This window comes from Treponema sp. TIM-1 (assembly GCF_046533115.1).
Lineage (GTDB): Bacteria > Spirochaetota > Spirochaetia > Treponematales > Breznakiellaceae > JAIRMO01.
Window position 1 is genome coordinate 1 of record NZ_JAJQRC010000024.1, and the last position, 23,882, is coordinate 23,882.

The following is a 23,882-nucleotide window of genomic DNA, read 5'->3' on the forward strand; positions in this document are numbered from 1 at the left end:
GCTCCCTCTGGTGTGTGTGTTTTTTTGGGGGGGGGGGGGGGGGGGGGGGGGTAAGAAATTGCGAATAAACAAACGAGAGAAGGGAGGAATGAGGAGTAATATAGAGAATGGTATCGTATGTCATGGCTTCCTCCTTTTTGTTTTCTTGCCGGCTTGGGCCGGTCTTTTTTTCCAATAATTACCTACACATTATTATATCACGTTTCGTTCCAAAAATCTCGTTTTTTTTAAAAATTTTTAAAAAAAATGCAAAAAAACGTCAAATTTCGTCCCCCCTCACCAAATTCACCCAAAAAGCGCCCTCCAGCGCCGAATTAAGAAATTTACCACAAAGGCGCAGAAGGGAATTAAGAGAGGAGTTAGGAGAGAGGAGAGTTTCCCCCACTCCTCACTCTTCTCTCCTAACTCCTTTCTCCCCTCTTCGTTCGTGGTGTTCGTGCTGGTTCGTGGTTAACCCTCTTCTCTCTTAATTCCCTTTTTCTCATTTAATTGACCGCACAGCGGTCTACTTTGCGCCTTTGTGGTCATTCTCTTTTATGCTGCCTTCGTGGTCGAATTTTCTCCTTCGTTCGTGGTGTTCGTGTAGTTCGTGGTTAACCTTCTTCCGGGTCCGTGGTTAACCCTCTTCCAAGTCCGGGCTCCCCCCCTTGACCCTAAGGCCGGAGAAACGTAGATTTCTATATATGGAAATAAATAAGCCCCCGTACCGGCCGCTTAGATTGGGCCTTTTGATATATGATCTTTTTCGGCTGATCTTTATGCTGGAATTGCTCATCACCGTCATACCCCTGGGGGAAAGCCCGGAAGCCTCCTGGTTTCCCTATATGGTCTATGCGGTGCCCAATGCCCTCTTTCCGCTGATGGCCTTCTTCTTGTTTATCCGGCCCGGGGAGTATCGGGGCTATGTTTTCCTCTATCTGGCGGGAAAAACCATCGTGATCGTCTCGGTCATCGGCTGGATCATCTTTTCACTCCAACGGATACTGGGTTCCGCCGGCTCCCTGCTGGAGCTGATCAGGATTTCGGGGCTGGTTTTTTGTTTTATCATCCTGGACACGGCTTCCCTGGTGGGAACTTCCCTCCTGAAAGGTAAATTATACCCGAAACCGCCTCCGGAGCCGGAGGAAATCGGGGAAGGGGATACGATTCCCCAAGAAAGAGGTGTGTCATGAGGATAATACCCATCGCCAGCGGGAAGGGAGGGGTCGGCAAGTCCTTAATCGCGGCGAATTTGGCGGTTATCTTTGCCCAATCCGGCAAGCGGGTGGTTTTAGTGGATCTGGACCTGGGGGCGTCGAATCTGCATCTGGTCCTGGGCTACCAGTCCCCGCAAAAGGGGATAGGCCTCTTTATAAACGGTACCCAGGAAAATTTCTCCGATATTATCGTTGATACCGAGATCCGGGGGCTCCGGTTCATCCCCGGGGACAATGAGATTCCCGGCACGGCGAACCTTAAAACAGCCCAGCGAAAAGCCCTGGTTAAGCAGCTGCTGGCCCTGGAAAAGGACACGGACATCCTCATCCTCGACCTGGGGGCCGGGACCCATCAATCTATTTTGGATTTTTTCCTCCTCTCCGGGCAGGGGATTATTATCACCGCCCCCATGGTAACCGCGGTGCTGAATGCCTATATTTTCCTGAAAAACGCCTCCTACCGGCTGATGTACACCATTTTTACCCGGGGCACCCGGGCCTACGAGTATCTGGAACAGATGCGGAAAGAAGGCTCGGGACCGCGAAAACTCTATGTTCCCCGGATGATCGCGGAAATAAAGCAGGTTGATCCCCCTTCTTACGCCAAATTCAAGGCCCATTTTGACCGGTTTCACCCCCGGCTTATCATGAACCTGATCGATGATCCCAAGGATGCGGATGTGTCCATGAAAATCCGCCGGTCCTGCGAGGAGTATCTGGACCTGCAGATTGAACACCTGGGGATCATTTACCGGGATTCGATCCAGGACATAGCCCTTTCATCCCGGCTGCCGGTGGTCCTCTACAAGCCCCAGTCCCTCATATCCCAGGCGCTGTATCGTATCGCCGAAAAAATCCTGCAATCCGGGGAAGAAAAATTTTCCCTTACCGATAAGGAGATCGACGACAGCTTCCAGGAAGCCGGGGTCGAGGCGGAGAGCGACTTTGAAAACCGGATGGACTATGTGGAGGATCTGCTCCACTCCGGGGTCCTGAGCCAGGGCGATCTGGTGGAAACGATAAAATCCCAGCAGTTCGAGATAACCAAAATCAAAAAGGAAAACAATTTCCTTAAATATAAGCTGGCCGCGGCCATGTCCCAGGGGTTTAAGCCCTAAGCCCTAAGCCCTGGGCACACCGTAACGAGGTTTTCATGCCATTAGCGATACAATTTCCAAGCTGGTTATCCCCGGAGATAATCCCCGGCCTTCCCTTCCGCTGGTACGGCCTTATGTACATCGCGGCCTTTTCCGTGGCTTTCTTGCTCTACCGGAAGCAGGTCCGGGAGCGGCATTTTCCTATGACTGATGATGAGCTTTCCGGTCTTTTTTTCTGGTGTATCCTGGGCCTGCTTTTGGGGGCCCGGATCTTCGCCACCATCGTATACGAAACCAGCGATATATATCAGCATCAGCCCTGGCTGGTGTTTTGGCCCTTTCGGGACGGACAATTTACCGGCCTTCAGGGCATGAGTTACCATGGGGGGGCCATCGGCGGCACCCTGGGGATCATCATTTATTCCGCAATAAAACGGTATGACGCCAGGGAAATCGCCGATATGTATGCGGCGAGCATACCCCTGGGCTATACCTTTGGCCGGCTGGGCAATTTTATCAACGGCGAACTGTATGGCAGGATAACCACCGGTCCTCTGGGGATGATCTTCCCCCATGCGACGCCCCTCTCCGCCAACGAAGCCTGGGTACGGGAGGCCGCGGAAAAAACCGGCATCGCCATCCCCAGCGCGAACGCCCTGATAAATCTGCCCCGGCATCCATCCCAGCTGTACGAAGCCCTGCTGGAGGGGGTTTTCTGCTGGCTTATCACCTGGCTCATCCGAAACAAAAAGCCCTTTAAGGGCTTCCTCGCCGGGTTTTACTTTATCCTCTACGGTATCTGCCGTTTTGTTGTTGAATATTTCCGGGAACCCGACGAAGCCCTGGGCTACCGGATCGAATTCGCACAGAGCAGCCTCCCCCCCGCCATAAGCCACCCCCTGCTGAGCTTCTCCACCGGCCAGATCCTCTCCGCCCTGATGATCCTGGGAGGGGCAATCTGCCTTATCATCGCATCACGGCTGCCCAACCGGGAACCCATCCGTATATACCCCGCCTCGGGCGCCGCCCCAAAAACCATCTCCGCCGGCGAAAGAGAAGCGGCCCGCAAAAAACGGCGAAAACTCCGCAAAAAACTGCGCTGAACCGATCCCTTGGCGGCCGGGCCGCGGTATGATACGATAAACCATGCGTTATTATAGTACCCGAAACCGGAATGACCCGGTGAGTTTTGCCGGGGCTGTTCTGACCGGCCTTGCCCCTGACGGCGGGCTTTTTATCCCTGAGGAAATCCCCCAATACCGGGATGCGGTCAGAACCTCCCTGGGAACCATGAATTTTTGCGATATTGCCTTTGAAACGATAAAACCCTTTGTGTACCCCGAAATACCCGATCCGGTGCTGGAGGAGCTGATCCATTCGGCCTATCCCTTTACCGCCCCCCTGGTGGCCGTAGGGGACCGGCAGGTGCTGGAACTGTTCCACGGCCCCACCGCGGCTTTTAAGGATTTTGGCGCCCGGTTTATGGCCCGGGCCTTCTCCTACCTCCGCCGGGGCGAAGAACAGCCCCTGCGGATCCTGGTGGCCACCTCCGGGGATACCGGCGGGGCGGTGGCGGACGGCTTCTACGGCATACCGGGCATCTCGGTGACGGTCCTCTATCCCAAGGGCCGGGTTTCTCCCCTGCAGGAACGGCAGATCGCGGGCCTGGGGGGGAATATCAGCGCCCTGGCGGTGGAGGGGAGCTTTGACGACTGCCAGCGCCTGGTAAAGGCGGCTTTTGGGGACGAAACCCTTAAAAAGCGGCTGGTCCTCTCCTCGGCGAATTCCATCAACGTGGCCCGGCTTATCCCCCAGGGGGTCTACTACACCGTTGCCGCGGGCAGGGCCTTTGCCGGCGCTGTCCACGAGGACGGAGAAGCCACCCCCCGGACCGCGGAAGGGGCCCCGGCCGCTTCCGGCCGGAAACGGGGAAACTTCCGGGTTGCTCCGGGCGAGCCCATTACCTTTTGCGTGCCCTCGGGAAATTTCGGCAACCTTACCGCGGGGCTGTACGCCCAAAAAATGGGGGCCCCCATCAAACTTTTTATCGCCGCCACCAACAGCAACAAAACCATCCCCGACTATCTCCACAGCGGCAGCTACGAGGCCCGCCCTTCCCAGGCGACTATTTCCAATGCCATGGATGTGGGAGCCCCCAGCAACTTTGAGCGGATGGCCGCCCATTGGTCCCTGGAGGAAATGCGGACGCTGATCCGGGGGATAGCGGTTTATGACGACGAGACCCGCCGGGCCATCGAGGGGGTCCACCGGACCTTTGGGTATTTTCTCGACCCCCACGGAGCGGTGGGTTGGGAAGGGGTGGACAAACTTTGGGATCAACAACTGCTGGAAGACGGGCCCCTGGCGGTATTGGCCACCGCCCACCCGGCAAAATTCGGGGAAACCGTGGAGCCCCTGACCGGGAAAATCCCGGTGCCCCCTTCCCTCGCCCAGGCCCTGGACCGGGTCCCCCACGCCCGGACCATCCCCGCGGATATTTCCGCCCTGACCGCGGCCCTTTAGGACTAAACTTGACCCAGGGTTTAAATGGTTTAAGATGTGATTATATGGCGCTAAGAATTTTAACCACAAAGGCATTTTAAGGAGTAAGACGATGAAACCTTGTCCCTGCGGTTCCGGCCTTGCCTATGCCCAATGCTGTGAGCCCTACCTCATGGGGGCGCAAAAGCCCCCCACCGCGGAAGCCCTGATGCGCAGCCGTTATTCCGCCTATGTGGAACACGCGGTGGAGTATATCCTCAATACCTGCATCCGGGGAGGGGAACGGGATATCGATGAAAAACAGACCCGGGCGTGGAGCGAAAATTCTACCTGGCTGGGGCTCAAAATCCTGTCGGTCACCAAGGGCCAAGCGGAGGATATCGAAGGTTCCGTAGAATTCGAAGCCCGGTATGAACAGGAGGGCCTTAAGGAACTTCACCATGAACGGGCCCGGTTTAAGAAACAGGACGGGGTATGGCTTTACGAGGATGGGACCATCATCCCCCATACCGTGGTCCGGACCGCTCCCAAGGTCGGACGGAACGAACCCTGTCCCTGCGGCAGCGGCAAAAAGTACAAACACTGCTGCGGAAGAAGCGCCCGGACAGAGCAGGCCCCATGATCCGCCGATATGCCCTGCTGTTTCTCGTGGGATGCGTTTTTTGTGTAGTGAGCGCCTGTCAATCAAGGCCGGCCAATCTGCCGATCCCGGAATACCCGGAAGCAGCGGTGAACCGGGAGGCGGAAATATCGGATGAATACGGGGAATTCTTTCCGGAGGCCCTGACCCCGCCGGCGGATCTGCCTGTATCGTCCTTTGGTGAAATTTGGGCCTACCTCTTAAGCGACCGGGAACAGACCCTCAAGGCCGGTTATCCCATTTCGGACATCGGTTATTTTGGAGCCGAAGTGGATGTCTACGGTCAGCTGGTTAAGGTTCCCAACCGGCGGCGGATCTCCGGTTTTTCCGGGCGGGTACACCTGGTGGTGTGCTGTAACAACACCGCTTTGACCCATTTTGTCCTTGAACCGGGCAGCGCCATCAGGAAAAAGTTCATCGCCGATTTACTGGAGGCGGCCAAACCCTTTGACGGACTGCAAATCGATTTTGAATATATCCCGGCCCAGGACGGGGCGGCCTTCCGCTCCTTTCTCGCCGAACTCAAGGAGGGGCTCCCGTCTCATAAGATGTTCACCATTGCCCTCAGAGCCCGGACCAGGCCCCTGACCAATGATGTCTATGATTACCGCTTTATCGCCCCCCTGGTGGACCGGATCCTGGTAATGGCCTATGACGAGCATTGGTCTACCAGCGCCCCCGGCCCGATTGCGTCCATGGCCTGGTGCAGGGCCGTGGCCGCCTATGGCCTTTTAACCATAAAGCCGGAAAAGCTCATCATGGGCATCCCCTTCTACGGCCGTACCTGGGGGAGTGAAAGTACCTTTCGGGCGTATTTTCATTCGGGCATTGAGCGGATAAAACGGGAAAACCAGGTCACCGAAATCCGCCGGGAACAGAGTATCCCCACCTTTACCTACGAAATTCCCCTTAAAGTTACGGTTTATTACGAAGACGAATATTCCCTCTCCTACCGGATCGAAATGTACCGCGCCATGGGGGTAAAAGCCATCGGCTTTTGGTGCCTCGGCCAGGAAACCCCCGTCATCTGGAGCCTCCTCAACCTGAGCTCACCGGAGTAATATACACATACGGAATTAAGAAATTCACCACGAAGGCGAAAAAGAAAGAAGGGAAATAAGGAAAGGGGTATGGACCCCGCCTTCCAATCAACAATCCAAGAACCTGCTTCGCAGGGGAGGCAAGCGGCCGGTCTATGTATCCTTCGCAGCGAATAAATACATTTGTATCAAACACATATTTAGGATTACTCACGCAGAGCACCACCTTTCAAGTTTTTCAAAGTGCTCCAATCGCAGCCCGTCAAAATATTGGATGGCGTCTCTGGCCGTAATAATTTCCTGATTATATGCGGTTAAAACTGTGCTGATATACGCCTTCCCCAATTGGGTTTCTTTGTCAATGTCTGGTAGAAGCAGGCCGTCTTTTTTATTTTGTTTTGTTTGATTATATTCCTCCGCATACTGTCTCATTTTGCGGCGATAAAAATCCAGAGAAATATTTTTGAAGGTTAATAAACGGCCTATTATTACTTCCCGGCTGACAGAAAAAGCATTTGCTATCTGGCGCACAAGCACGTCATCCCATTCGGCAACAAGCTGTTTGTAATCGTTGTTTGTCTTGAGTAATTCCTCGGGAACAAGTATTTGCGCCGCAATATGATTGCATTTTAGCTCTATATCGAAGGAAGACAATTCCGACATTCCAGCATTGTCACAAATTCCTGCGGTTCTGGTTACAAGATGAGTAAATTCATGTGCCAAGGTGAATATTCTTGCGCTTATCGGATCCTTGCGATTTACCACAATAATGGGGAATATTTCTTCAAGAACAGACAGTCCTCGCATTTCAACCGGCGAAACACCCGCTGCCTGAAAAACCAAAACGCCCATGTTTTCCAATATATTTCTAAAGAAATTAAATAAATCCCTGTCTTTTTGCTTAAACCTCTCCGGCAATTGCAATAATTCACGTATCGCTTTCGCTATAGATTTATTATCCGTACTTTTTATATCAAAGAAATGATTAAATATTTGCGGCTCACGTTCCATTTGACGATAGAGGTCAAGCATTACTTCCCTGCGCTGCATAATATCAAACAAAAGTGTTTTTAATTCAACCGAATATTTTTTTAAAGGTTGATTGGAAAGTGTTCTATAATCCTGATTTTTTGGCAGCTTGATATTCTGCGGCGGATCGGGCAGGAAAAAGTAAACATAAGGGATTTTCAATTTTTTCGCAATTGCTTTTGCCTGATTTATAGTTGGATATTTATTGCCTTCTTCCCAAGATTTTAATACTTCCGGTTTCTTTTTAAGATATTCCGCAGCTTCTTCCAGGGACAAATCCAGCCGTTCCCTTGCCCAGGTTAATATTTTGGAAGTAATTAAGGCGTTGTTACGCATAATCAATATCATCCCTCATATAATACGGCCTTTAATAATAAGCCTCTAACATCAATATACTACAACCACCCCTCGTGGGGTAGCGGAGAAGACCGCAGGGTTTGACACGAGGAAGCCGGAGCGAGGGACGCGCCGCGAAAACGGCGAAAGCCCGCCAGCTAAGGCAGCATAGAGCCGGAAAATTAAGCGGTAAAGTGCCAATGCGCTCCCCCTCCCGCTTTCGTATAGGCCAAAAAAAGTATCGTTTCGCGGTCCCAAGCCCTCTCACTGCGCCAGAAACAAGTTGCCTGCATGATCCCCGGATGCAATTCATCATATCATAACATGGCGGAAATACAAAGAGTATATCGGAGCTAAATCGAGTAAGACGGTATGAAATTTCATACATCTTGCGGGATGTTTGTTGCTGATTGTGGACGGGATCGTATAGGGGATTAAGCGGGGCAATTCACTTTGACACAGGTTTTCCGTCTTCCGGCCCAGGTTTTGGGAGTCAGCCGGCAGGAACAGTAATGACTTTTCCGTTATATGCTACCTGTTCCGGCAGGAGGGACTTCTTCAAAGGAGTTTTGCTATGCAAAACTCCATCTCTGGTCTGTATCTTTTTGAAGAAGTCGGTGTGCTGCTTGAGGTTCATGGCGGACTGGTTTTGGGGAACGGCGATACTGATTTTCTTGCCGGGACAAAGATGCTTGAGCTTGGTAGTAACCGGGGCCAAGTCGCTGTCTCCGGATAGAATATAGAATTTAACCGCGAAGTAGACCACTGCGCGGTTAATTAAATCCCTCAGGGATGCCTACATGGCCTCGTTGCGGAGAGAAGCCCATACTTCCCGGCCGTCCCGACGGATCTTGCTAATAGCTTTTTTCTCTATTTGGCGGACCGCTTCCGGGGACAAACCCATTTTGGCGCCTATGGTCTTCAAGGTGTGGGGTTCACCCCCATCAAGTTGATACCGGTAAATGAGGATCCGTCTTTCCCGTTCCTTAAGCCGGGCCAGAATACGCCGGGCATCATCCCGGGACGAGTTTTTGAACACCGTCTGCTCAGGGCTATAGGTATAATCCTCGTGAAGGTCCATCATCGCGGTGGTTTCGTCATATCCCGCTTCCATTTCCAGGGATAACAAGCCGTTGGTCATCCGGAGGATATGTTCCACATCCTCAACGGGAAGCCCGATTTCCGCGGCTATTTCTTCGGTATGGGGCTGCCGCATAAGGAGCTGACCAAGGGCTTGATAGGTTTTTTGAATTTTGTGAAAAAGTTCTTCTTTGCGATGGGGAAGACGGATGGTCCGGCGTTTATTTGCCAGAAACCGGCCGATATATTGGCGGATCCACCAGGTAGCATAGGTGGAGAACCGGACGTTTTTAAGATGATCGTATTTTTCCGCCGCATGGATAAGTCCGAGGTTTCCTTCCTGGACAATATCCATAAGGGATACGTCATAGGTACTATATGAACGGGCGATCTTGACAACCAGCCGTAAATTGGCTTCTATTAATCTACGGCGAGCCTGGGGATCTCCATCTTTTATCCGTTTGGATAATGCTATTTCTTCTTCGGAATCAAGCAAGGGAATTGCCATGATTTGTTTAAAATAGGTCTGTAACTCATCATTTTTGTAGGTATTGGCTTTTTTCTTCACTTTTTTTCTCCCTTTTTTAGACACTAATACTATAGCAAGAACCGTGCCAAGTTCATAAAAAATTTACATTTTTTTGTAATTCCTTTTAATATAAAGAAATAGCTTCTTTAAAAATATATGATTTTTCTTGGAATACCTGATTTTGTATGATTTTACATACATGATTATTAATTTAGTATATGAAAATTATACGAATCCGGCCCGGTTCAATTAAGAAATACCGGGTGAATTATTTGAGGTAGCAAATATTCAAAGATATATTTATAGTATAGATATGAGACTGGGTATTACCGCGCAAGAACGGGGCAAGGATGTCTTCTATTTTGTCCGGTGGTCTCCGCTGACCGTGGCTGATCGGTGGACGATTAATGCCAAGGTTCCCGCGGTGGGGGGGGTATATGAAATCTACTGGATGGATGATCATAAACACCTGCGCATGCTTATGGTGGGTGATACCCATTACGGGGGCTTACGATCCGAACTCCGCCGCCTGACGGACCCGGAGCTGATCCACAACCCCGACGTAATACGAATCCTGGAAAACGAGGAAATCTGGTTCCGCTATTCGCCCACCGATTCCTCAGCGGTCATGGCGGACGTGGTTTGGTTTTTCCGAAAAACCTATTTTCCCGAAAACCCCGGAGTTTCCCATTCGGGGCGGTATCAGCGGATCTTTATGAACGAATCCGCGCCGGATAATTTGATATGGGTGCCCTAGCCTATGATTGAATACGTGGTTCCCGGTAATATTGATGACCGGATCCTGTCCCGGGGGGTCGCGGCGCTGCAAAGGGGGGGGCTACTGGGGGTCCCCTCCGATACAAGCTGGAGCGTGGTGTGTTCCCTGGCCTCCAAAGAGGGGATAAAAAAGCTGCGGCGCCTTTCCGGGGAGCGGGACGAACGGCACTTCACCCTGCTCTGCTCGGATATTTCCCAATTCGGGGAATTATGCGGCATGGACAATACCCGGTTCCGCCTGATCAAACGCCTTTCCCCGGGGCCCTATGTATTCATCCTCAATACGCTCCTGGGAACCGAAAAAACCTTGGGCCTCCGTCGTAAGGAGGTCGGGGTCAGGATCCCCGATCACAACGTTCCCCTGGCCCTTATCCGGGCCTTGACGGTTCCCCTCTATTCAATAACCGCAAAACGAACTATGGTCGCTGCCCCGGACGGGGAAATACGCCCTTCCGGCAATGAGGAGGAAACAGAGCTGCCCCCCATTCCCGAGGAGGAGCTTTTTGATGGGGGATGGGAACTGGAGGATATAGAGGGATTAGACCTTATTTTGGATACCGGCGATGAACGGCCCCGAATCTATTCCACCATCCTGGACATGACCGGGGACGAGGTGCGCCTCCTCAGGCGGGGAGCTGGTTTATGGCCGGTATAGCACTTTTTTGAGGAGTTTTCGTGCGAAAAAAATGGGTGCGGGTTGTATTTAGGCGGCGGGTTTTTGTTATAGCAATTCTGCTGGTACAAATTTTTTTCTGGGTTTACCTGGTCGTCGGCACCAGCCGGATCTCCCGGTATGTGGATTGGGCGTTAAACATCCTGAGCATCCTGGTCTGCCTCTATATAACCGGTAAAAAAGAAAAGACCGCCTATAAACTAACCTGGATCTTCATTATTCTTATGGTTCCCCTTTTTGGGGGGATCCTCTACATTATTTTCTATACCCAATCGAGCCCCCGGAAGCTGCGGCGGCTTATGGTCAAGGAGAACCGGCGATGCCTTCCTTTTAAGTTCGCCGCCGGGGACGCCCTGCCCATTCTGGAATCTAACCGGGAGGAATGTCTTCCCCAGGTCCGGTACCTCCAAAATCACGCGGGGTTTCCCGTATATGTGCATACCCAGACAGAATATTTTCCCTCCGGGGAGGCTTTTTTTGAGCGGGCCCTTAAGGAACTGAAAAAGGCGGAGAAATACATTTTTTTGGAATTTTTTATCCTCCGTCAAGGGGTCATGCTCGATCCCATCGTTGAAATCCTGGAGAGAAAAGCCCGGCAGGGGGTGGAGGTCAGGCTGATCTATGATGATCTGGGGTGTTTTATGTCCCTGCCGCCGGATTACCGGCAGCATCTCCAACGCCGGGGGATAAAATGTATTGTCTTTAACCCCTTTACCCCCCTCCTCTCATCATTACAAAACAACCGGGATCACCGGAAGATCCTTTCCATTGACGGGAAGGTGGCCTTTACCGGAGGGATAAACCTGGCGGATGAATATATCAACGCCTATGAACGGTTCGGCCACTGGAAGGATGCCGCCATCATGCTGGAGGGGGAGGCGGCCTGGAGTCTTACCCTGATTTTTCTGCAGATGTGGAACCTGGAACAAAAGAAAAAGGATGACTACGGGGCGTTTTACCCCTGGAAGGATACACCCTGCGAAATAAAATCCGACGGCTATGTGCAGCCCTATGCGGACAGTCCTATTGATGAGGAGAATGTGGGGGAACACGTTTATATCCAGATCATCAACAATGCCAAAGACTATATCTATATCAGTACCCCCTATCTCGTGGTGGATGAAAATCTTACCTCTGCCCTGACCCTGGCCGCAAAAAGCGGGGTGGATGTGCGGATTATCACCCCCTACCGCTGGGACAAAAAAATAGTCCACATGACCACCCGATCCTATTACCACCAGCTTGTCTCCGCGGGGGTAAAGGTCTATGAATATTCCAGCGGATTTAACCACTCCAAGACCTTTGTCTCCGACGATAAGGTAGCTACCGTGGGAACCACCAACCTGGATTTCCGCAGCCTGTACCTCCATTTTGAATGCGGGGTGTGGCTGTACAAAAATCAGGCGGTCCACAAGGTAAAAGAAGATTTTCTCAAAACCATTCCGGTCTCCCATCAAGTCACCCTGGAGAGCTGCGCGGGGAACGCCTTCCTGCAGGTAGTTCAGGACGTGCTCCGGCTTTTTGCTCCCCTGATGTAACCCGGCGGCGGGTACTTTAGCTTGGGGCGGATAAGGCCCGGGGCAGACCGGCAATTCCCCCCGCTCACTAGCCTGTAGAGTCCGCCTACGGAGCTTGCGAACCTTCGGTTCTTATCTCCTCCGGCGGGGAATTCCAGAATCGTGAGCGGGGGGAATTGCCGGTCTGCCCCGGGCCTTATCCGCCCCAAGCTAAAGTACCCGCCGCCTAACGGGGGGGCGTTGCCGGGGGATCGGGCGCAAGCGGGTCGCTTGGCGCTGTTGTGGGAGGAATGCAGGTCTGTCTCGGCCTAGGTGTTTTCATAATCCCTCTGATTTACGGACGCTGGTAATTCTAACAGAGGTAACATAACCAGGTAAGGAGGAAATAACACAAGGTTTCGCTCGTGCCTTTGCGGCAACCGAGACCAAAGTATGTTGTGGTTCACTTTTCCCTCTATAATAAACGTCGATATACACTACAACATCGAAATCATTATCATTCCTTGCCGCGAAACTAAGCGTTGGCTGGTAATCAGCTTGATTACCGGGCCAATAATCAAGCGTAACACCATCTCGGGTATTTGTTCTATCAGCAAATGAATCAACAGAAACGAATACCAAGAGAACACAAAATACGATTATGCATTTTTTCATAATCACGCCTCCCTTAATAATCTTATAAAAAGATTAAACTACGAGGCTGTTTCAAAACCTCACGTTTTGAAACAGCAGCCTTAAACGCAGGGGAAAAAGCGGGCATTTGACCGCTTTTTCCAAGAGCCTGATTCATGAAACTGGCCCTATTATAAACCAAATGGATTATCCATCTAATAGTATAGCATCCTTTTCTATTTGTCACCTACTTTTATTTATTGTGTCGTTAATAAGTGATAAGTTCACCCCCTATAGTAACGCTGTCCCCGTCACCTTCCCAAGCCGATATAGTAGGTTTCAAAGGAGTTGCCCCGGCAGGAGCGGGGTTTAAAGCTCTTTCCGGCCTTAAACAGTCCACGGATCAGGGTGAGGATCTCCGGGGCGTCTTCCCCTTGAAAAACCTTTACGATCAGGCTGCCACCGGGAACCAGGGCGGTTTCCGCATACCGGAGAACTGTTTTCGCCAGGTCCAGGGAACGGAGGGTATCCACCAAACGGTTCCCGGTGGTTGCCGGGGCGGCGTCGCTCATGACCAAATGGTAGGGACCCCGGGACAGCAGGGCATCCTGGATCGCCTGTTCCGTAATATCCCCCTGGACGAAAAAGAAATTTTCCCCGGCAAAGAGCCCCTTATCGTACTGCCGGGACAGGGGAAGCAGATCCGCCGCCGCCAGAAACCCCCGGCCCGCCATACGCCGCAGGGTGTAGAGGCTCCAACTCCCCGGGGCCGCCCCCAAATCCAGGACTCTAAAGGGGGCTGCCTGCCCGGACCCGCTAAAACCGGGGAGAAGGCTGAATTTTTCATCCATTTCCTTGAGCTTATACACCGACCGGGCAGGATACCCTTCGGCTTGAGCTTTCAGCGACCAATAATCCGGTTTCTTATATCCTGTCATCGTGGTTGTACCCTCTCCAGGGGGCTTTTCTCCGGGACCGGCCTCGTGTAAAATATCCCATGACCCAACAGTATATCCGGAGGCTCGAAAAGATAGAAGCAGTTTTGCGGGAGGCCCTGCCGGAAGAACCGGATGTTTCCCAAATGGCCCGTTTCTTCTTAACCACCCCCACGGCCGGCCAAGCCGGAGGTACCGCCCTGGGGGAGGCGGTGAAATTCCTCACCCAGCCCGGCAGGGAGCTTTTAAGCCGGGGGGGGAAACGCTGGCGGCCCCTGCTCATGGCGCTGGTATGCGAGAGCCTGGGAGGGGGGGACGCGGCCCTGCCCCTGGCTCCCCTGGTGGAATTTCCCCACAATGCCAGCCTGATCCATGATGATATTGAGGATAGTTCCGAAGAACGCCGGGGTAAACCCGCGGTTCACCTGCTTTACGGGACCGATACGGCCATCAACGGGGGGTGTTTCTTTTATTTTCTTCCCCTGGTCTGTATTGAAACCTGGGATGTCCCGGCGGAACGGAAAAATGCCGTTTATGCCCTCTGGTCCGCCTATATGCGGCGGCTTCACCTGGGGCAGGCCATGGATATAAGCTGGCACCGGGACTTCTTTTCCCTGCCCGCCCCGGAGGATTATTATACCATGTGCCGGATGAAAACCGGCTGCCTGGCGGGGCTTGCGGCGGTTTTGGGCGTCCAGGCTGCCTTTACCGCAAAAACCAGGCCGGCGCCGGAAAAAGAAGGGCCCCTGCGTACCATGCTGGGGGAGGCGGCGGAAAAATTGGGGGTGGGCTTTCAGATCCTGGATGATGTCAAAAACCTTACCACGGGAATTCCCGGTAAAAAACGGGGGGATGACCTGGTAGAGGGAAAAAAAAGCCTGCCGGTCCTCTTATACCTCCGGGAACATGGGGATCGGAGGGAGTCGGTGGCCCGCTGTTTTTCCGCGGCCCGCTCCCAGGGATGTTCCGCCCCGGAGGTGGAAGTATTAATCGGCGAGCTTACCCGGACCGGAGCCTTGGACGAGGCGGAAAGCCGGGGGCGGACCTTGATAAAAGAAGCCGCGGACTTGTTTTCCGGGGCTTTTATGGGATTACCCGGAGACCGGGATGCCCGGAGTCTCCTGGCGGATCTGACAGACTATCTAGCGGGGTAAGGGGGATGCCATGCAAAAAATGACTGAAGTTGAAATATGGACCATTATACGGACGGATCAGGGGAATGCCGTACTATTACGGCCCCTGGGGTCGGATATTTCGGTGCCGATCTTTATCGGCCCCTTAGAATCCCAGGCCATTCTTATCGGGCTCGGCGGGATGACCTTTCCCCGGCCCCTTACCCACGATCTGCTCCTGGATCTCATGCACCGGGTAGGGCTCCGCCTGATCCGTACCGAGATCTATGACATAAAAGAAAACGTCTTTCTTGCCCGGTTATATCTGGACAGAGACCATCCGGGCAATCCCCTCATCCTGGATTCCCGGCCTTCCGATGCCATTGCCCTGGCGCTGCGGTGTAAATGTCCGATCCTGGTCTCCAAAAAGGTGGTAACCGCGGCGGGGGTTCCGGCGGATATCTTTATCAACGCCCCCGGAGAAAACCCCGCCTTTCCCTCCGAAGCGCGTTTTGAGGAGCGATCGGAAATCTCTGAAAAAAGCCTGCGGCGTCTTGCGTTACAGACGGAACTGGAGGGGGCGGTGGCCAATGAAGAGTACGAACGGGCCGCGAAACTCCGGGACGCCCTTATCCTGCTGGATAATGAAACCGATATCGAGGACCGCTGACCCCCATTTCACCGGCTTGGTCAAGTTTTAGCGGGAATTGGACGAAAATTTAAGGTGCTGAGGGCGGCCTCAAAAGGCCACGGCCTGTTTCAAAACGCGGTTGGTTTTGAAACGGTCGCGCTGATCCTGAAAAAACCGCTTTTTTTTAAAAATCCTGGATAATTTTTCAGGTTTTTTGTTGCCAAGAACCGTAAAGAGGGTTATGATAAAAACATAGATGAAATTTATAGTGGTAAAATACGATAAAATGGACTATTTAAAGAATATCCTTAGATTACTTTTGGTTTTTACCATGTTTCATTATACCCTCTCCTGGGGTATTTTCCCGATGCTTGGCATTCACGGGGAAAACCGGTCCCAGCCGTCCCCTATGCCGTATGATCCGGGGAACGGTATGGGGGGTATGTCCTACCTTGAAAATAACAGTTCCGAAATCATGGATCCCGCCTTGCCGGCGGATACGGTGTTTGGCATACCGGAACCGAAGGAATTTTCCAAACCCCAGATGCTGCTTTACACCGCCTATACGGTCAAGTCGGGGGATACCATCAGCGATCTCGCCCGGAATTTCGGCCTCAATCAGGATACCCTGATCTCGTACAACAACGTTAAGCAAAGCCGGCTCCTGCAAATAGGGCAGGTGTTAAAGATCCCCAATCAGGACGGGGTGCTCCATATGGTAAAAAAGGGGGATACCCTTGCCGCTCTTGCGGAAAAATACCAAACCGATGCCGGAACGATTCAGACGGTAAACGAACTTTTTTCCGAAAACATCATTGTTGGGTCCAGGGTTTTTATCCCCGGGGCCCGGCTTGATTGGATGGATCTGCAGGAGATCAACGGCGATCTCTTTATGTGGCCGGTTTACGGGTATCTCACCTCCCCCTACGGCTACCGGTCAAGCCCCTTTACCGGGGCCCGTCAATTTCACTCCGGGATTGATATCGGCGCCGCCAAGGGAACCCCCATACGGGCGGCCATGGGCGGCAGGGTTATCGCGGTCAGTTACGATGATTCCTACGGTAACTATGTGGTAATCACCCACCATGGGGGGTATCGCACCCTCTACGGACACATGAATGTGGCCCGGGTAAAACCGGGGGTTTATGTCGCGGCCGGGGAGCGTATCGGCGACGTAGGTTCCACCGGACGCAGTACCGGCCCCCATCTCCATTTTACGGTGTACAAAAACGGCGTAACCGTTAACCCCCGAACGCTGCTCAAATAACAACGCCTTAATTCCTCTTAGCGGTCGATTTCTCTTTCTCTGGGAAATTATCTTTTTTGGATTGCTGAAAGGTACGGGCGGGGCTTATTTTTTTGAAATAATAGAATCTAACAGGTTTTTAAAATTAAGGTCTTGGTTTTTTTCTGTTTCCGCGTTGAAACGGGGATTCAGGATATGATCCGGTATATAGATGATCCCGTCCCGTTCTTCAACAACGATTTCCTCCCCCCCTTCCTTCTCGCTTACCCGTTCCGCGGCTAAGTCGATCAGTTCCACGGGCGCTGTTTCTTCTCCTGTGGCCTCCAATACCTCGGGCGCGCAGGCACTTTCCAGTAAAAAAGGCCGGGAGAAATACGCGTAGCGATAATCGGTGGGCAGATCTTCCAACCGGCCTTCCTCAAGAAGGCTTATTTTTTTTTTTACGTCCCCATCGGGAGGAGGCCCGGCCGGTTCCGGGGGGGACTCGCCTTCTTCGGAATCTGAAAAATCAAAGCGCATGGAGGTAAAGGGCGAAACGATTTCAAGATCCGGGCGTAGATCTTCATCATCCGGGGCCGTCTCGGCCTCATTCTCGGGAGTGGGCCCAAACTCAATTTCGCTGGCCAACTCGTCGATGTTCTTTGCTGCCTGCGCGGGGGAAAGAAACTCCTCCGCCGCCGGTTCCGCGGAACCCAGTTCTTCCAGTTCCTCTAATTCTTCCAGCTCCTCCAGCTCTTCTAATTCGCCGGATTCATGTTCATCCATAGACTGTATCTCCTCTTGGGGAATTTTTTTCGCAACTCCGTTTTCGGCATATTTTTTATCACCGGAGGCGGCCTGCCTTTCCTGGACCTCAGGTGTCCCTTGAGCCGCCGGTCCCTGAAAGGGAGCGGCAACGGCCGCCACCGCCGGAAAACCGCCGAGCCCTCCGGCGGAAACAGCAGCCAGAACCTGGCTGATAATATTCCGGAGTTTACCTTCATCCATAGTATCGGAGACGCTGCTTTCCCGCAGGCCCCCGATAACCGCTAATAACTCATCCCAGGATTTATCGATAAGAAAATCAACTTCCTCGGTTTCCCGCCTGCCGGGAACCAGCTTGATCCCCCGTTTTAATTCCCGCCGGACTTCCTCCCGGCGCTGTTCCAGATCCCGCTTCCAATGCCCCCAATCAATGTCCCCCTTACGATCGTAATACTCCTCAATCAAGCCGATCTGGAGCCGCTTAAGCCGGTTTTGCACCACGGTGAGGGGGTCCTGCCGCAGGTTAAAGAGCAGAAAAATGGAAAGATACACGGTGATAAAAAAGGATGCCAGGAGGATGATCTTCATAACCGGGGGAAACAAAAAGAGGGCCTGGTCCACAATCCGTCCGATATGGATCCCCTGATTGGTTTGATCCGACAACAAGGCCAGGGAAGTCCCGGAATCCGCGGATTTGAGGGTGGTCAGGGTAAAAATCCCCTCATTCCAGAGGGAAGCGACCAGGGGGAGCAGGATATGGCCGCTTCCGTGGGGAAGCCCGGTAACCATGCCCGGGGGGGACGAAACCAGGGAAACATCTTCCCCCAGCTTGAGCCGCCCCAAACTGACGAGCCGGTCCGTTATGACCCGCACGGAAAGGGAAAAAAGGGCGGTTCCCCGATGCACCTGGTAGGAATCATAAAAAGGAAGGGAAAAAATAATCCGGTCCCCCTCATCATCCACCGTCAGTTTGGGCAGCCCCCCCTCGGGAACCTCCACCCGCTCATAGGGGATAAACCCCGGGATGTCATGGTAGTTCCGGTAGGTTACGGAGTCCTGGTCCTGCTGCCGGATATCCTGGGGATTAGTGGAATAGTGGATTCTGACCCCGCCGGCATCCACGAACCGTACCGATTGCAGCCCCCGCTGGGACTCCATCAGAAGGCCGAAGATCCTGGTCCGGGCAAAGATGTCTTCCGCCTCCTGATGGGGGAGGAAACTCCGCCGGACCGCCTCGTTTTCCAGGCTGGAAAAGAAACGGCCCTGCAATTCAGCCAAAAAATTCTGGACCGCCTCGGTATCCCCGGCTATTTCATTGGACAGGGCCCGGGCTATGGAGGGATTATAAAACCGGGCCTCCACCAGATCAAAAAGCCCGGTATATGCCACGACGGTAAAGACGGCGGAGAGGATAACCGCGATAAGCAGGCTCAAAGAGGCCTTTTGGGATATGGTCAATCCTTTGATCCTATGGGCTTGTTCCAAAATCCGGTTGGTTTTAGAGAACAGCCTCTTATGATAATATATAGAGAAGTGGGCCAATTTCAAAATCCGGTCGGTTTTGAAATTGGCCCTGCAAAAGCGGCCTACCGGCCCGGTTTTGCATCTAAATCTAAGGTTGCTGTTTCATTTGAAACAGCCGCATCCAAGTGAAAAAAAACTAAAGATAACGGTTTATACTGCCGATACTAGTAAGTATGTACTAAAAGGTTTTTTTTTTCTATAGTGGTTAAACCGATTTCAAAATAAGGATTTTGAAACCGCCTCAATTATGAAAACAGTATACGACACCGCGGAAAAGCCGAAGCGGGCATTTTTAATCGGCATTAAGGATGAAAGGGTCTCAGACCATGAGATGGAATCCCGGTCCGGAGAATTCCGGGGCCTGGCCGAATCCCTGGGGGTGGAAATCGCCGCCCAGGAGACGGTGCATGTCCGGGAGATCCGGTCCCGGTTTGGGATGGGCACGGGAAAAGCCCGGGAACTGGGGGAAAAGGCCGATACGCTTCAGGCGGATTGTCTGATTCTGGACTGGGAACCCAGCCCCTCCCAACAGCGGAACTGGGAAGCCCTTGCGGGGATTCCCGTGATAGACCGGCAGGAGCTTATCATCCGGATCTTCGCGGAACGGGCGAAAACAAAAGAAGCGTCCCTGCAGGTGGAATTGGCGAGACTTTCCTATGCCCTGCCCCGGTTAAGCCACAAATACATCGACCTTTCCCGGCAGCGGGGGGGGAGTTACGGGACCAGGGGGGCCGGGGAAACCCGGTTCGAGACCGACCGGCGTATTATTGAGGGGCGGATCCAAAAACTGCGGGGCGAACTGGAGGAGGTCCGTAAGCACCGGGCGGTTCAACGAAAAAAGCGGGGAAAAACCGTTCTTTCCTGCGCCCTGGTGGGGTATACCAATTCGGGAAAATCCTCCCTCCTCAACGCCCTGACCGGGGCCGGGGTTTATGCGGAGGACAAACTCTTTGCCACCCTGGACCCGGTGGCCCGGCTTTTACCGGGGAAGGGCCAGCCCATCATGCTGATCGACACCGTGGGCTTTATCCGCCGGCTTCCCCATAATTTGGTGGACGCCTTCAGGGCCACCCTGGAGGAAGCGACCCTGGCGGACCTGCTTATCCATGTGGTGGATATCTCTGATCCCGATGCCGAACACTATTTTGACACCACCATGGCGGTCCTCCGGGATTTGGGGGCGGATAAAAAACCCATGATAACGGCCCTGAACAAGATTGACCGGGGGGATTTTTCCGGCAGGGGGCTTCCGGCGCGGTATGCCGGGGGGGTTCCGGTTTCCGCCAAAACCGGCCAGGGCCTGGAAGACCTGACCCGGCGCCTGGAACTGCTGGCAGCCGGTCCGGCCGCCCGGTTCCGTTTTCCCCGGGATCGGTACGATCTGGCGGCATTACTTTACCGCGACGGCCGGGTGCTTTCGGAAAAACATGAAGATACCGGTATTGAGATAGAAGCCCAGGTGGGGGGGCCGCTTTTGGAGAAATTACGGGACTTTACCCTGCCGCAATAATAGGCTTGTTCGGAAACTGAAGTTTCCGAACAACGCTCATTATGATTCCAATATCAGCAGGGTTTTGGGATCCAGCCGCAGGGCCATGTGTTCGGGATTAAAGGTGGTCCGGTCCTTGATGGCGGTGAATTCAATATGATCCTGCTTTGGTTCCAGGATGATAACCACATCAATAAGGTCCACATAATCCTTAATGACCAGGGGGATATTTCGCTTGTCATAATGGGGCAAGTTTCCCTTGACGGTACAGCTATACCACACGGAAAGTCCGATTTCCTGGGCGAATTGTTTTACCCCCTCGATCCGGTCCTTGTCGATGCGGCTAAAGTCCATACCGTCCACGATGAGGGCATCGGCTTTAAAGCCCCCTTCCACGATCATGGCCTTGAGGCTCCGGATGATCTGGTCCCCGGTCACCCCGTCCTGGCTGAAATTCATCAATACCCGGTTTCGGATCAGCTCGTTTTTAATATCCCCGGTATTTTCCAGGTTCTTTTTTTTGATAAATTCATTAAAAATATCCTCGTACCAGGCCAGCACATAGTCGGTATGCTGGGAAAAAGATACGTGGATGACCTTTTTTGCCTGTAACAACTTGTCCAGGGCGATCTGTACCAGTACCGAAGTCTTACCGATGCCGCTTTGGGAAGCGATAATCCCCACTTCTCCCGGCTTAAGCCCCCCGTTGATAGAGCGCTCAAAAATGCGCACCGGACTGCGCGAAACTAATTCCTGCTTGACCATAACTTCACCTTTTACTTCACCTTTTATCGTAGGATGTTTTTAAGAACGCCCGGCGTCCTTCCTGCGTTTTTCTTCATATCCCTTGATAAGGGCTTCGGAAATACCCGCCGGAACCTTTCCGTATTTTTCAAATTCCATGGTAAACTCAGCTTTACCCTGGGTCAAGGACCGAAGTACCGTGGAGTACCCGAACATCTCGCTCAAAGGAACCTCCGCCTCCACCCGGGAAAAGATCCCGTCTTCGGTGGATGCCGCTATGATACCACGGCGCTGATTAATTGAGGCAAATATATTTCCCTGAAATTCCGTAGGCCCCTCCACGGTAACCTTCATGATGGGTTCCAGGATGCAGGGCTTTGCCTTGTTGTAGGCCTCCCGGAAGGCGCCGATAGCGGCCATTTGGAAGGCGATGTCCGAGGAGTCCACCGGGTGGTACTGACCGTCGTTGATAACACAGCGGATATGGACAATGGGAAACCCGATAAGGCTCCCCCGCTTCGCGGCTTCCCGGAAGCCCTTGTCACAACTGGGGATAAAGTCATTGGGAATGACCCCTCCCTTGATATTATCCACAAATTCGTAGTCCTTGTCCGCCACCGGTTCCATAAAACCCGCCACCCGGCCGTATTGGCCCGCGCCGCCGGTCTGTTTTTTGTGGGTATAGTTGAATTCCGCCCGGCTGGTGATGGTCTCCCGGTAGGCAACCTGGGGCATCCCCGTATCCACCTCGGATTTGTATTCCCGGCGCATCCGCTCGATATACACCTCCAGGTGGAGTTCCCCCATACCCTGGATGATGGTCTGGTTGGATTCGCTGTCCACATAGGTCCGAAAGGTGGGGTCTTCCTTGGTGAAACGGTTCAGGGCCTTGGCCATCTGGTCCGCGGATTTCTTGTCCCGGGGGGTAATGGCCAGGGAGATGACCGGTTCGGGAACGTACATGGAGGACATGGCGTAGTTAAGACCGCCCCCGCAGAAGGTATCCCCGGAGGCGCAGTCTATCCCAAAAAGGGCGACGATGTCCCCGGGAACCCCCTCGTTGATGTCTTCCATACTATCGGAGTGCATCCTGACCAGGCGCCCCACTTTGAATTTTTTCCGGGCCCGGGTATTGGTGAGTTCATCCCCCTTCTTAAGGGCCCCCTGATAGATCCGGACATAGGTAAGCTGACCGTACTGGCCGTCTTCCAGTTTGAAGCCCAGGGCCACGGTGGGGCTTTTTGCGTCCGCCGAAAGCTCCCGCCGCTCCTCGTTATGATCCAGATCCAGGGCGTAATTTTTTACCTCCATGGGATTGGGAAGGTAGTGGTTGACCCCGTCCAGGAGCAGCTGGATCCCCTTGTTTTTATAGGCCGAACCGACCATCACCGGCACAAAGGATTCCGCCAGGGTACCCGCGCGGATCGCGGTACGGATCAGGTCTTCGGAAAGGGCTTCCCCGGCCAGGTAACGCTCGGCGAGTTCATCGGAGTACAGGGAGACCGCATCAATGAGTTCCTCCCGGTATTTTTCCGCATCCGCCTTGAGGTGGGGGGGGATCTCCGCATACCGGATCGTTTCCCCCTGGGTTCCGTCAAAATAAACGGCCTTCATGGTGATAAGGTCCACCATACCTTCCAGTTTATCCTCCAAACCAATGGGGATCTGGATGAGTACCGCGTTCAGCCCCAATTTTTCCCGGAGCTGGAGCCTGACCTTGAAGGGGTTGGCCCCGGTACGGTCGCATTTGTTGATAAAGGCGATCCGGGGCACATGGTACCGTTTAAGCTGCCGGTCCACCGTGATAGACTGGGATTGGACCCCCCCAACGGCGCAGAGGACCAGGATGGCCCCGTCCAACACCCGCAGGGACCGCTCCACCTCAATGGTGAAGTCCACATGGCCGGGGGTATCGATAAGGTTGATGGTATGATCCTTCCATTCAACCTGGGTCGCCGCGGACTGGATCGTAATACCCCGTTCCCGCTCAAGTTCCATGTGATCCATGGTCGCTCCCACCCCGTCCTTTCCCCGGACTTCGTGGATGGCGTGGATCTTGTTACTGTAAAATAGAATCCGTTCTGAAAGGGTCGTTTTTCCCGAATCTATATGCGCACTAATTCCAATGTTCCGCATCTTCGTAATATCGATGCCCATTTGCTTTGTCACCTCACTAATGGAAAAAATGATAAAAAACGCTTATAATTGTTATAATATAGTAAGATTTTCCAGAAGTTGCAAGAGGGGGGGGAAGCCCAGGGCATCTGCTTTACTTTTACCCGGGATACACCTAAGCATCTAACCGGTACGGAGAAATTTTTCGGGGGTCCTGGCGGCTGTAAACCCATAGGGGCCCCCCAGAGGGTCCCCCCTATGGGTTTACACCGCCACCCCACCCGACCTTTTTCTCACGTACCGGCAATTTCCTC

22 protein-coding genes are annotated in these 23,882 nt (G+C 53.1%); 15 read left to right on the forward strand and 7 right to left on the reverse strand.

Annotated features, from left to right (window positions below):
• The first annotated feature begins 683 nt into the window (after positions 1-683).
• The 6 genes from LQZ21_RS09685 (at position 684) to LQZ21_RS09710 (ending at position 6,496) form a co-directional block, all read left to right on the forward strand.
• Positions 684-1,172, forward strand: coding sequence for a hypothetical protein (locus LQZ21_RS09685; RefSeq protein ID WP_411044128.1), 489 nt, complete (start codon positions 684-686; stop codon positions 1,170-1,172).
• Positions 1,169-2,314: a nucleotide-binding protein gene (locus LQZ21_RS09690; RefSeq protein WP_411044129.1), complete on the forward strand. Its 1,146-nt coding sequence runs from the start codon at positions 1,169-1,171 to the stop codon at positions 2,312-2,314. The genes LQZ21_RS09685 and LQZ21_RS09690 overlap by 4 nt, the downstream gene beginning before the upstream one ends.
• Positions 2,315-2,349: 35 nt before the next feature.
• Positions 2,350-3,396, forward strand: coding sequence for a prolipoprotein diacylglyceryl transferase (lgt, locus tag LQZ21_RS09695; protein ID WP_411044130.1), 1,047 nt, complete (start codon positions 2,350-2,352; stop codon positions 3,394-3,396).
• A gap of 43 nt (positions 3,397-3,439) precedes the next feature.
• Positions 3,440-4,816 (forward strand): pyridoxal-phosphate dependent enzyme, encoded by a 1,377-nt coding sequence (locus LQZ21_RS09700; protein ID WP_411044131.1) that lies wholly within the window; start codon positions 3,440-3,442, stop codon positions 4,814-4,816.
• Positions 4,817-4,907: 91 nt separating this feature from the next.
• Positions 4,908-5,417 (forward strand): YchJ family protein, encoded by a 510-nt coding sequence (locus tag LQZ21_RS09705; protein WP_411044132.1) that lies wholly within the window; start codon positions 4,908-4,910, stop codon positions 5,415-5,417.
• Entirely contained in the window at positions 5,414-6,496 is a 1,083-nt protein-coding gene (locus LQZ21_RS09710; RefSeq protein ID WP_411044133.1) for a glycosyl hydrolase family 18 protein, read from the forward strand. Before LQZ21_RS09705 ends, LQZ21_RS09710 begins: the two co-directional genes overlap by 4 nt.
• Before the next feature lie 189 nt (positions 6,497-6,685).
• On the opposite strand, the gene LQZ21_RS09715 is transcribed toward LQZ21_RS09710, so the two are convergent.
• The gene (locus LQZ21_RS09715) at positions 6,686-7,852 is read right to left on the reverse strand and encodes an ImmA/IrrE family metallo-endopeptidase (protein ID WP_411044134.1); all 1,167 of its coding nucleotides are present in this window, start codon (positions 7,850-7,852) and stop codon (positions 6,686-6,688) included.
• 562 nt (positions 7,853-8,414) lie between these two features.
• Here LQZ21_RS09715 and LQZ21_RS09720 point away from each other — a divergent pair.
• Positions 8,415-8,576 carry a hypothetical protein gene (locus tag LQZ21_RS09720; protein ID WP_411044135.1) on the forward strand — a complete coding sequence of 54 codons (162 nt, stop codon included), beginning with the start codon at positions 8,415-8,417 and terminating at the stop codon, positions 8,574-8,576.
• Between the two features lie 60 nt (positions 8,577-8,636).
• Here LQZ21_RS09720 and LQZ21_RS09725 read toward each other — a convergent pair whose 3' ends face one another.
• Positions 8,637-9,488, reverse strand: coding sequence for a sigma-70 family RNA polymerase sigma factor (locus LQZ21_RS09725; RefSeq protein WP_411044136.1), 852 nt, complete (start codon positions 9,486-9,488; stop codon positions 8,637-8,639).
• Between the two features lie 274 nt (positions 9,489-9,762).
• Here LQZ21_RS09725 and LQZ21_RS09730 point away from each other — a divergent pair, with 274 nt between their 5' ends.
• From LQZ21_RS09730 to cls, 3 genes are read left to right on the forward strand one after another with little or no spacing between them, the layout of a single operon-like run.
• Positions 9,763-10,206, forward strand: a complete 444-nt coding sequence (locus LQZ21_RS09730; protein ID WP_411044137.1) for a hypothetical protein — start codon at positions 9,763-9,765, stop codon at positions 10,204-10,206.
• A 3-nt stretch (positions 10,207-10,209) separates the two neighbouring features.
• Positions 10,210-10,881 (forward strand): L-threonylcarbamoyladenylate synthase, encoded by a 672-nt coding sequence (locus LQZ21_RS09735; protein ID WP_411044138.1) that lies wholly within the window; start codon positions 10,210-10,212, stop codon positions 10,879-10,881.
• A 20-nt stretch (positions 10,882-10,901) separates the two neighbouring features.
• On the forward strand, positions 10,902-12,437 hold the full coding sequence (cls, locus tag LQZ21_RS09740; protein WP_411044139.1) for a cardiolipin synthase: 1,536 nt from the start codon (positions 10,902-10,904) through the stop codon (positions 12,435-12,437).
• Between the two features lie 297 nt (positions 12,438-12,734).
• On the opposite strand, the gene LQZ21_RS09745 is transcribed toward cls, so the two are convergent.
• Both LQZ21_RS09745 and LQZ21_RS09750 read right to left on the reverse strand, forming a co-directional pair.
• A complete protein-coding gene (locus LQZ21_RS09745; RefSeq protein WP_411044140.1) occupies positions 12,735-13,070 on the reverse strand; it encodes a hypothetical protein in 336 nt (111 codons plus the stop codon).
• A 269-nt stretch (positions 13,071-13,339) separates the two neighbouring features.
• On the reverse strand, positions 13,340-13,966 hold the full coding sequence (locus tag LQZ21_RS09750; protein WP_411044141.1) for an SAM-dependent methyltransferase: 627 nt from the start codon (positions 13,964-13,966) through the stop codon (positions 13,340-13,342).
• A 59-nt stretch (positions 13,967-14,025) separates the two neighbouring features.
• Between LQZ21_RS09750 and LQZ21_RS09755 the strand changes: the two genes are divergently transcribed.
• The 3 genes from LQZ21_RS09755 (at position 14,026) to LQZ21_RS09765 (ending at position 16,973) form a co-directional block, all read left to right on the forward strand.
• Positions 14,026-15,117: a polyprenyl synthetase family protein gene (locus tag LQZ21_RS09755; RefSeq protein ID WP_411044142.1), complete on the forward strand. Its 1,092-nt coding sequence runs from the start codon at positions 14,026-14,028 to the stop codon at positions 15,115-15,117.
• A 10-nt stretch (positions 15,118-15,127) separates the two neighbouring features.
• Positions 15,128-15,745 (forward strand): bifunctional nuclease domain-containing protein, encoded by a 618-nt coding sequence (locus tag LQZ21_RS09760; RefSeq protein WP_411044143.1) that lies wholly within the window; start codon positions 15,128-15,130, stop codon positions 15,743-15,745.
• A 217-nt stretch (positions 15,746-15,962) separates the two neighbouring features.
• Positions 15,963-16,973: a LysM peptidoglycan-binding domain-containing M23 family metallopeptidase gene (locus LQZ21_RS09765; RefSeq protein WP_411044144.1), complete on the forward strand. Its 1,011-nt coding sequence runs from the start codon at positions 15,963-15,965 to the stop codon at positions 16,971-16,973.
• A gap of 84 nt (positions 16,974-17,057) precedes the next feature.
• Here LQZ21_RS09765 and LQZ21_RS09770 read toward each other — a convergent pair whose 3' ends face one another.
• Positions 17,058-19,154, reverse strand: coding sequence for a hypothetical protein (locus LQZ21_RS09770; RefSeq protein ID WP_411044145.1), 2,097 nt, complete (start codon positions 19,152-19,154; stop codon positions 17,058-17,060).
• Between LQZ21_RS09770 and LQZ21_RS09775 the strand changes: the two genes are divergently transcribed.
• Together LQZ21_RS09775 and hflX are read left to right on the forward strand one after the other, a co-directional pair.
• Positions 19,140-19,349 (forward strand): hypothetical protein, encoded by a 210-nt coding sequence (locus LQZ21_RS09775; RefSeq protein ID WP_411044146.1) that lies wholly within the window; start codon positions 19,140-19,142, stop codon positions 19,347-19,349. The genes LQZ21_RS09770 and LQZ21_RS09775 overlap by 15 nt on opposite strands.
• 118 nt (positions 19,350-19,467) lie before the next feature.
• Entirely contained in the window at positions 19,468-20,730 is a 1,263-nt protein-coding gene (hflX, locus tag LQZ21_RS09780) for a GTPase HflX (protein ID WP_411044147.1), read from the forward strand.
• Between the two features lie 39 nt (positions 20,731-20,769).
• Here hflX and LQZ21_RS09785 read toward each other — a convergent pair whose 3' ends face one another.
• Entirely contained in the window at positions 20,770-21,474 is a 705-nt protein-coding gene (locus LQZ21_RS09785; RefSeq protein ID WP_411044148.1) for a hypothetical protein, read from the reverse strand.
• A gap of 39 nt (positions 21,475-21,513) precedes the next feature.
• Positions 21,514-23,610: an elongation factor G gene (fusA, locus tag LQZ21_RS09790; protein WP_411044149.1), complete on the reverse strand. Its 2,097-nt coding sequence runs from the start codon at positions 23,608-23,610 to the stop codon at positions 21,514-21,516.
• Positions 23,611-23,882 lie beyond the last annotated feature (272 nt).

Bases quoted from the DNA above. Each gene is read 5' to 3' on its own strand.
- fusA (WP_411044149.1), bottom strand. From the start codon at position 23,610: ATGGGCATCGATATTACGAAGATGCGGAACATTGGAATTAGTGCGCAT.
- LQZ21_RS09750 (WP_411044141.1), bottom strand. From the start codon at position 13,966: ATGACAGGATATAAGAAACCGGATTATTGGTCGCTGAAAGCTCAAGCC.
- LQZ21_RS09710 (WP_411044133.1), top strand. From the start codon at position 5,414: ATGATCCGCCGATATGCCCTGCTGTTTCTCGTGGGATGCGTTTTTTGT.
- LQZ21_RS09730 (WP_411044137.1), top strand. From the start codon at position 9,763: ATGAGACTGGGTATTACCGCGCAAGAACGGGGCAAGGATGTCTTCTAT.
- LQZ21_RS09700 (WP_411044131.1), top strand. From the start codon at position 3,440: ATGCGTTATTATAGTACCCGAAACCGGAATGACCCGGTGAGTTTTGCC.
- LQZ21_RS09690 (WP_411044129.1), top strand. From the start codon at position 1,169: ATGAGGATAATACCCATCGCCAGCGGGAAGGGAGGGGTCGGCAAGTCC.
- LQZ21_RS09735 (WP_411044138.1), top strand. From the start codon at position 10,210: ATGATTGAATACGTGGTTCCCGGTAATATTGATGACCGGATCCTGTCC.
- hflX (WP_411044147.1), top strand. From the start codon at position 19,468: ATGAAAACAGTATACGACACCGCGGAAAAGCCGAAGCGGGCATTTTTA.
- LQZ21_RS09715 (WP_411044134.1), bottom strand. From the start codon at position 7,852: ATGATATTGATTATGCGTAACAACGCCTTAATTACTTCCAAAATATTA.
- LQZ21_RS09745 (WP_411044140.1), bottom strand. From the start codon at position 13,070: ATGAAAAAATGCATAATCGTATTTTGTGTTCTCTTGGTATTCGTTTCT.
- LQZ21_RS09705 (WP_411044132.1), top strand. From the start codon at position 4,908: ATGAAACCTTGTCCCTGCGGTTCCGGCCTTGCCTATGCCCAATGCTGT.
- LQZ21_RS09685 (WP_411044128.1), top strand. From the start codon at position 684: ATGGAAATAAATAAGCCCCCGTACCGGCCGCTTAGATTGGGCCTTTTG.
- LQZ21_RS09720 (WP_411044135.1), top strand. From the start codon at position 8,415: ATGCAAAACTCCATCTCTGGTCTGTATCTTTTTGAAGAAGTCGGTGTG.
- LQZ21_RS09765 (WP_411044144.1), top strand. From the start codon at position 15,963: ATGAAATTTATAGTGGTAAAATACGATAAAATGGACTATTTAAAGAAT.
- LQZ21_RS09760 (WP_411044143.1), top strand. From the start codon at position 15,128: ATGCAAAAAATGACTGAAGTTGAAATATGGACCATTATACGGACGGAT.
- lgt (WP_411044130.1), top strand. From the start codon at position 2,350: ATGCCATTAGCGATACAATTTCCAAGCTGGTTATCCCCGGAGATAATC.
- LQZ21_RS09755 (WP_411044142.1), top strand. From the start codon at position 14,026: ATGACCCAACAGTATATCCGGAGGCTCGAAAAGATAGAAGCAGTTTTG.
- LQZ21_RS09785 (WP_411044148.1), bottom strand. From the start codon at position 21,474: ATGGTCAAGCAGGAATTAGTTTCGCGCAGTCCGGTGCGCATTTTTGAG.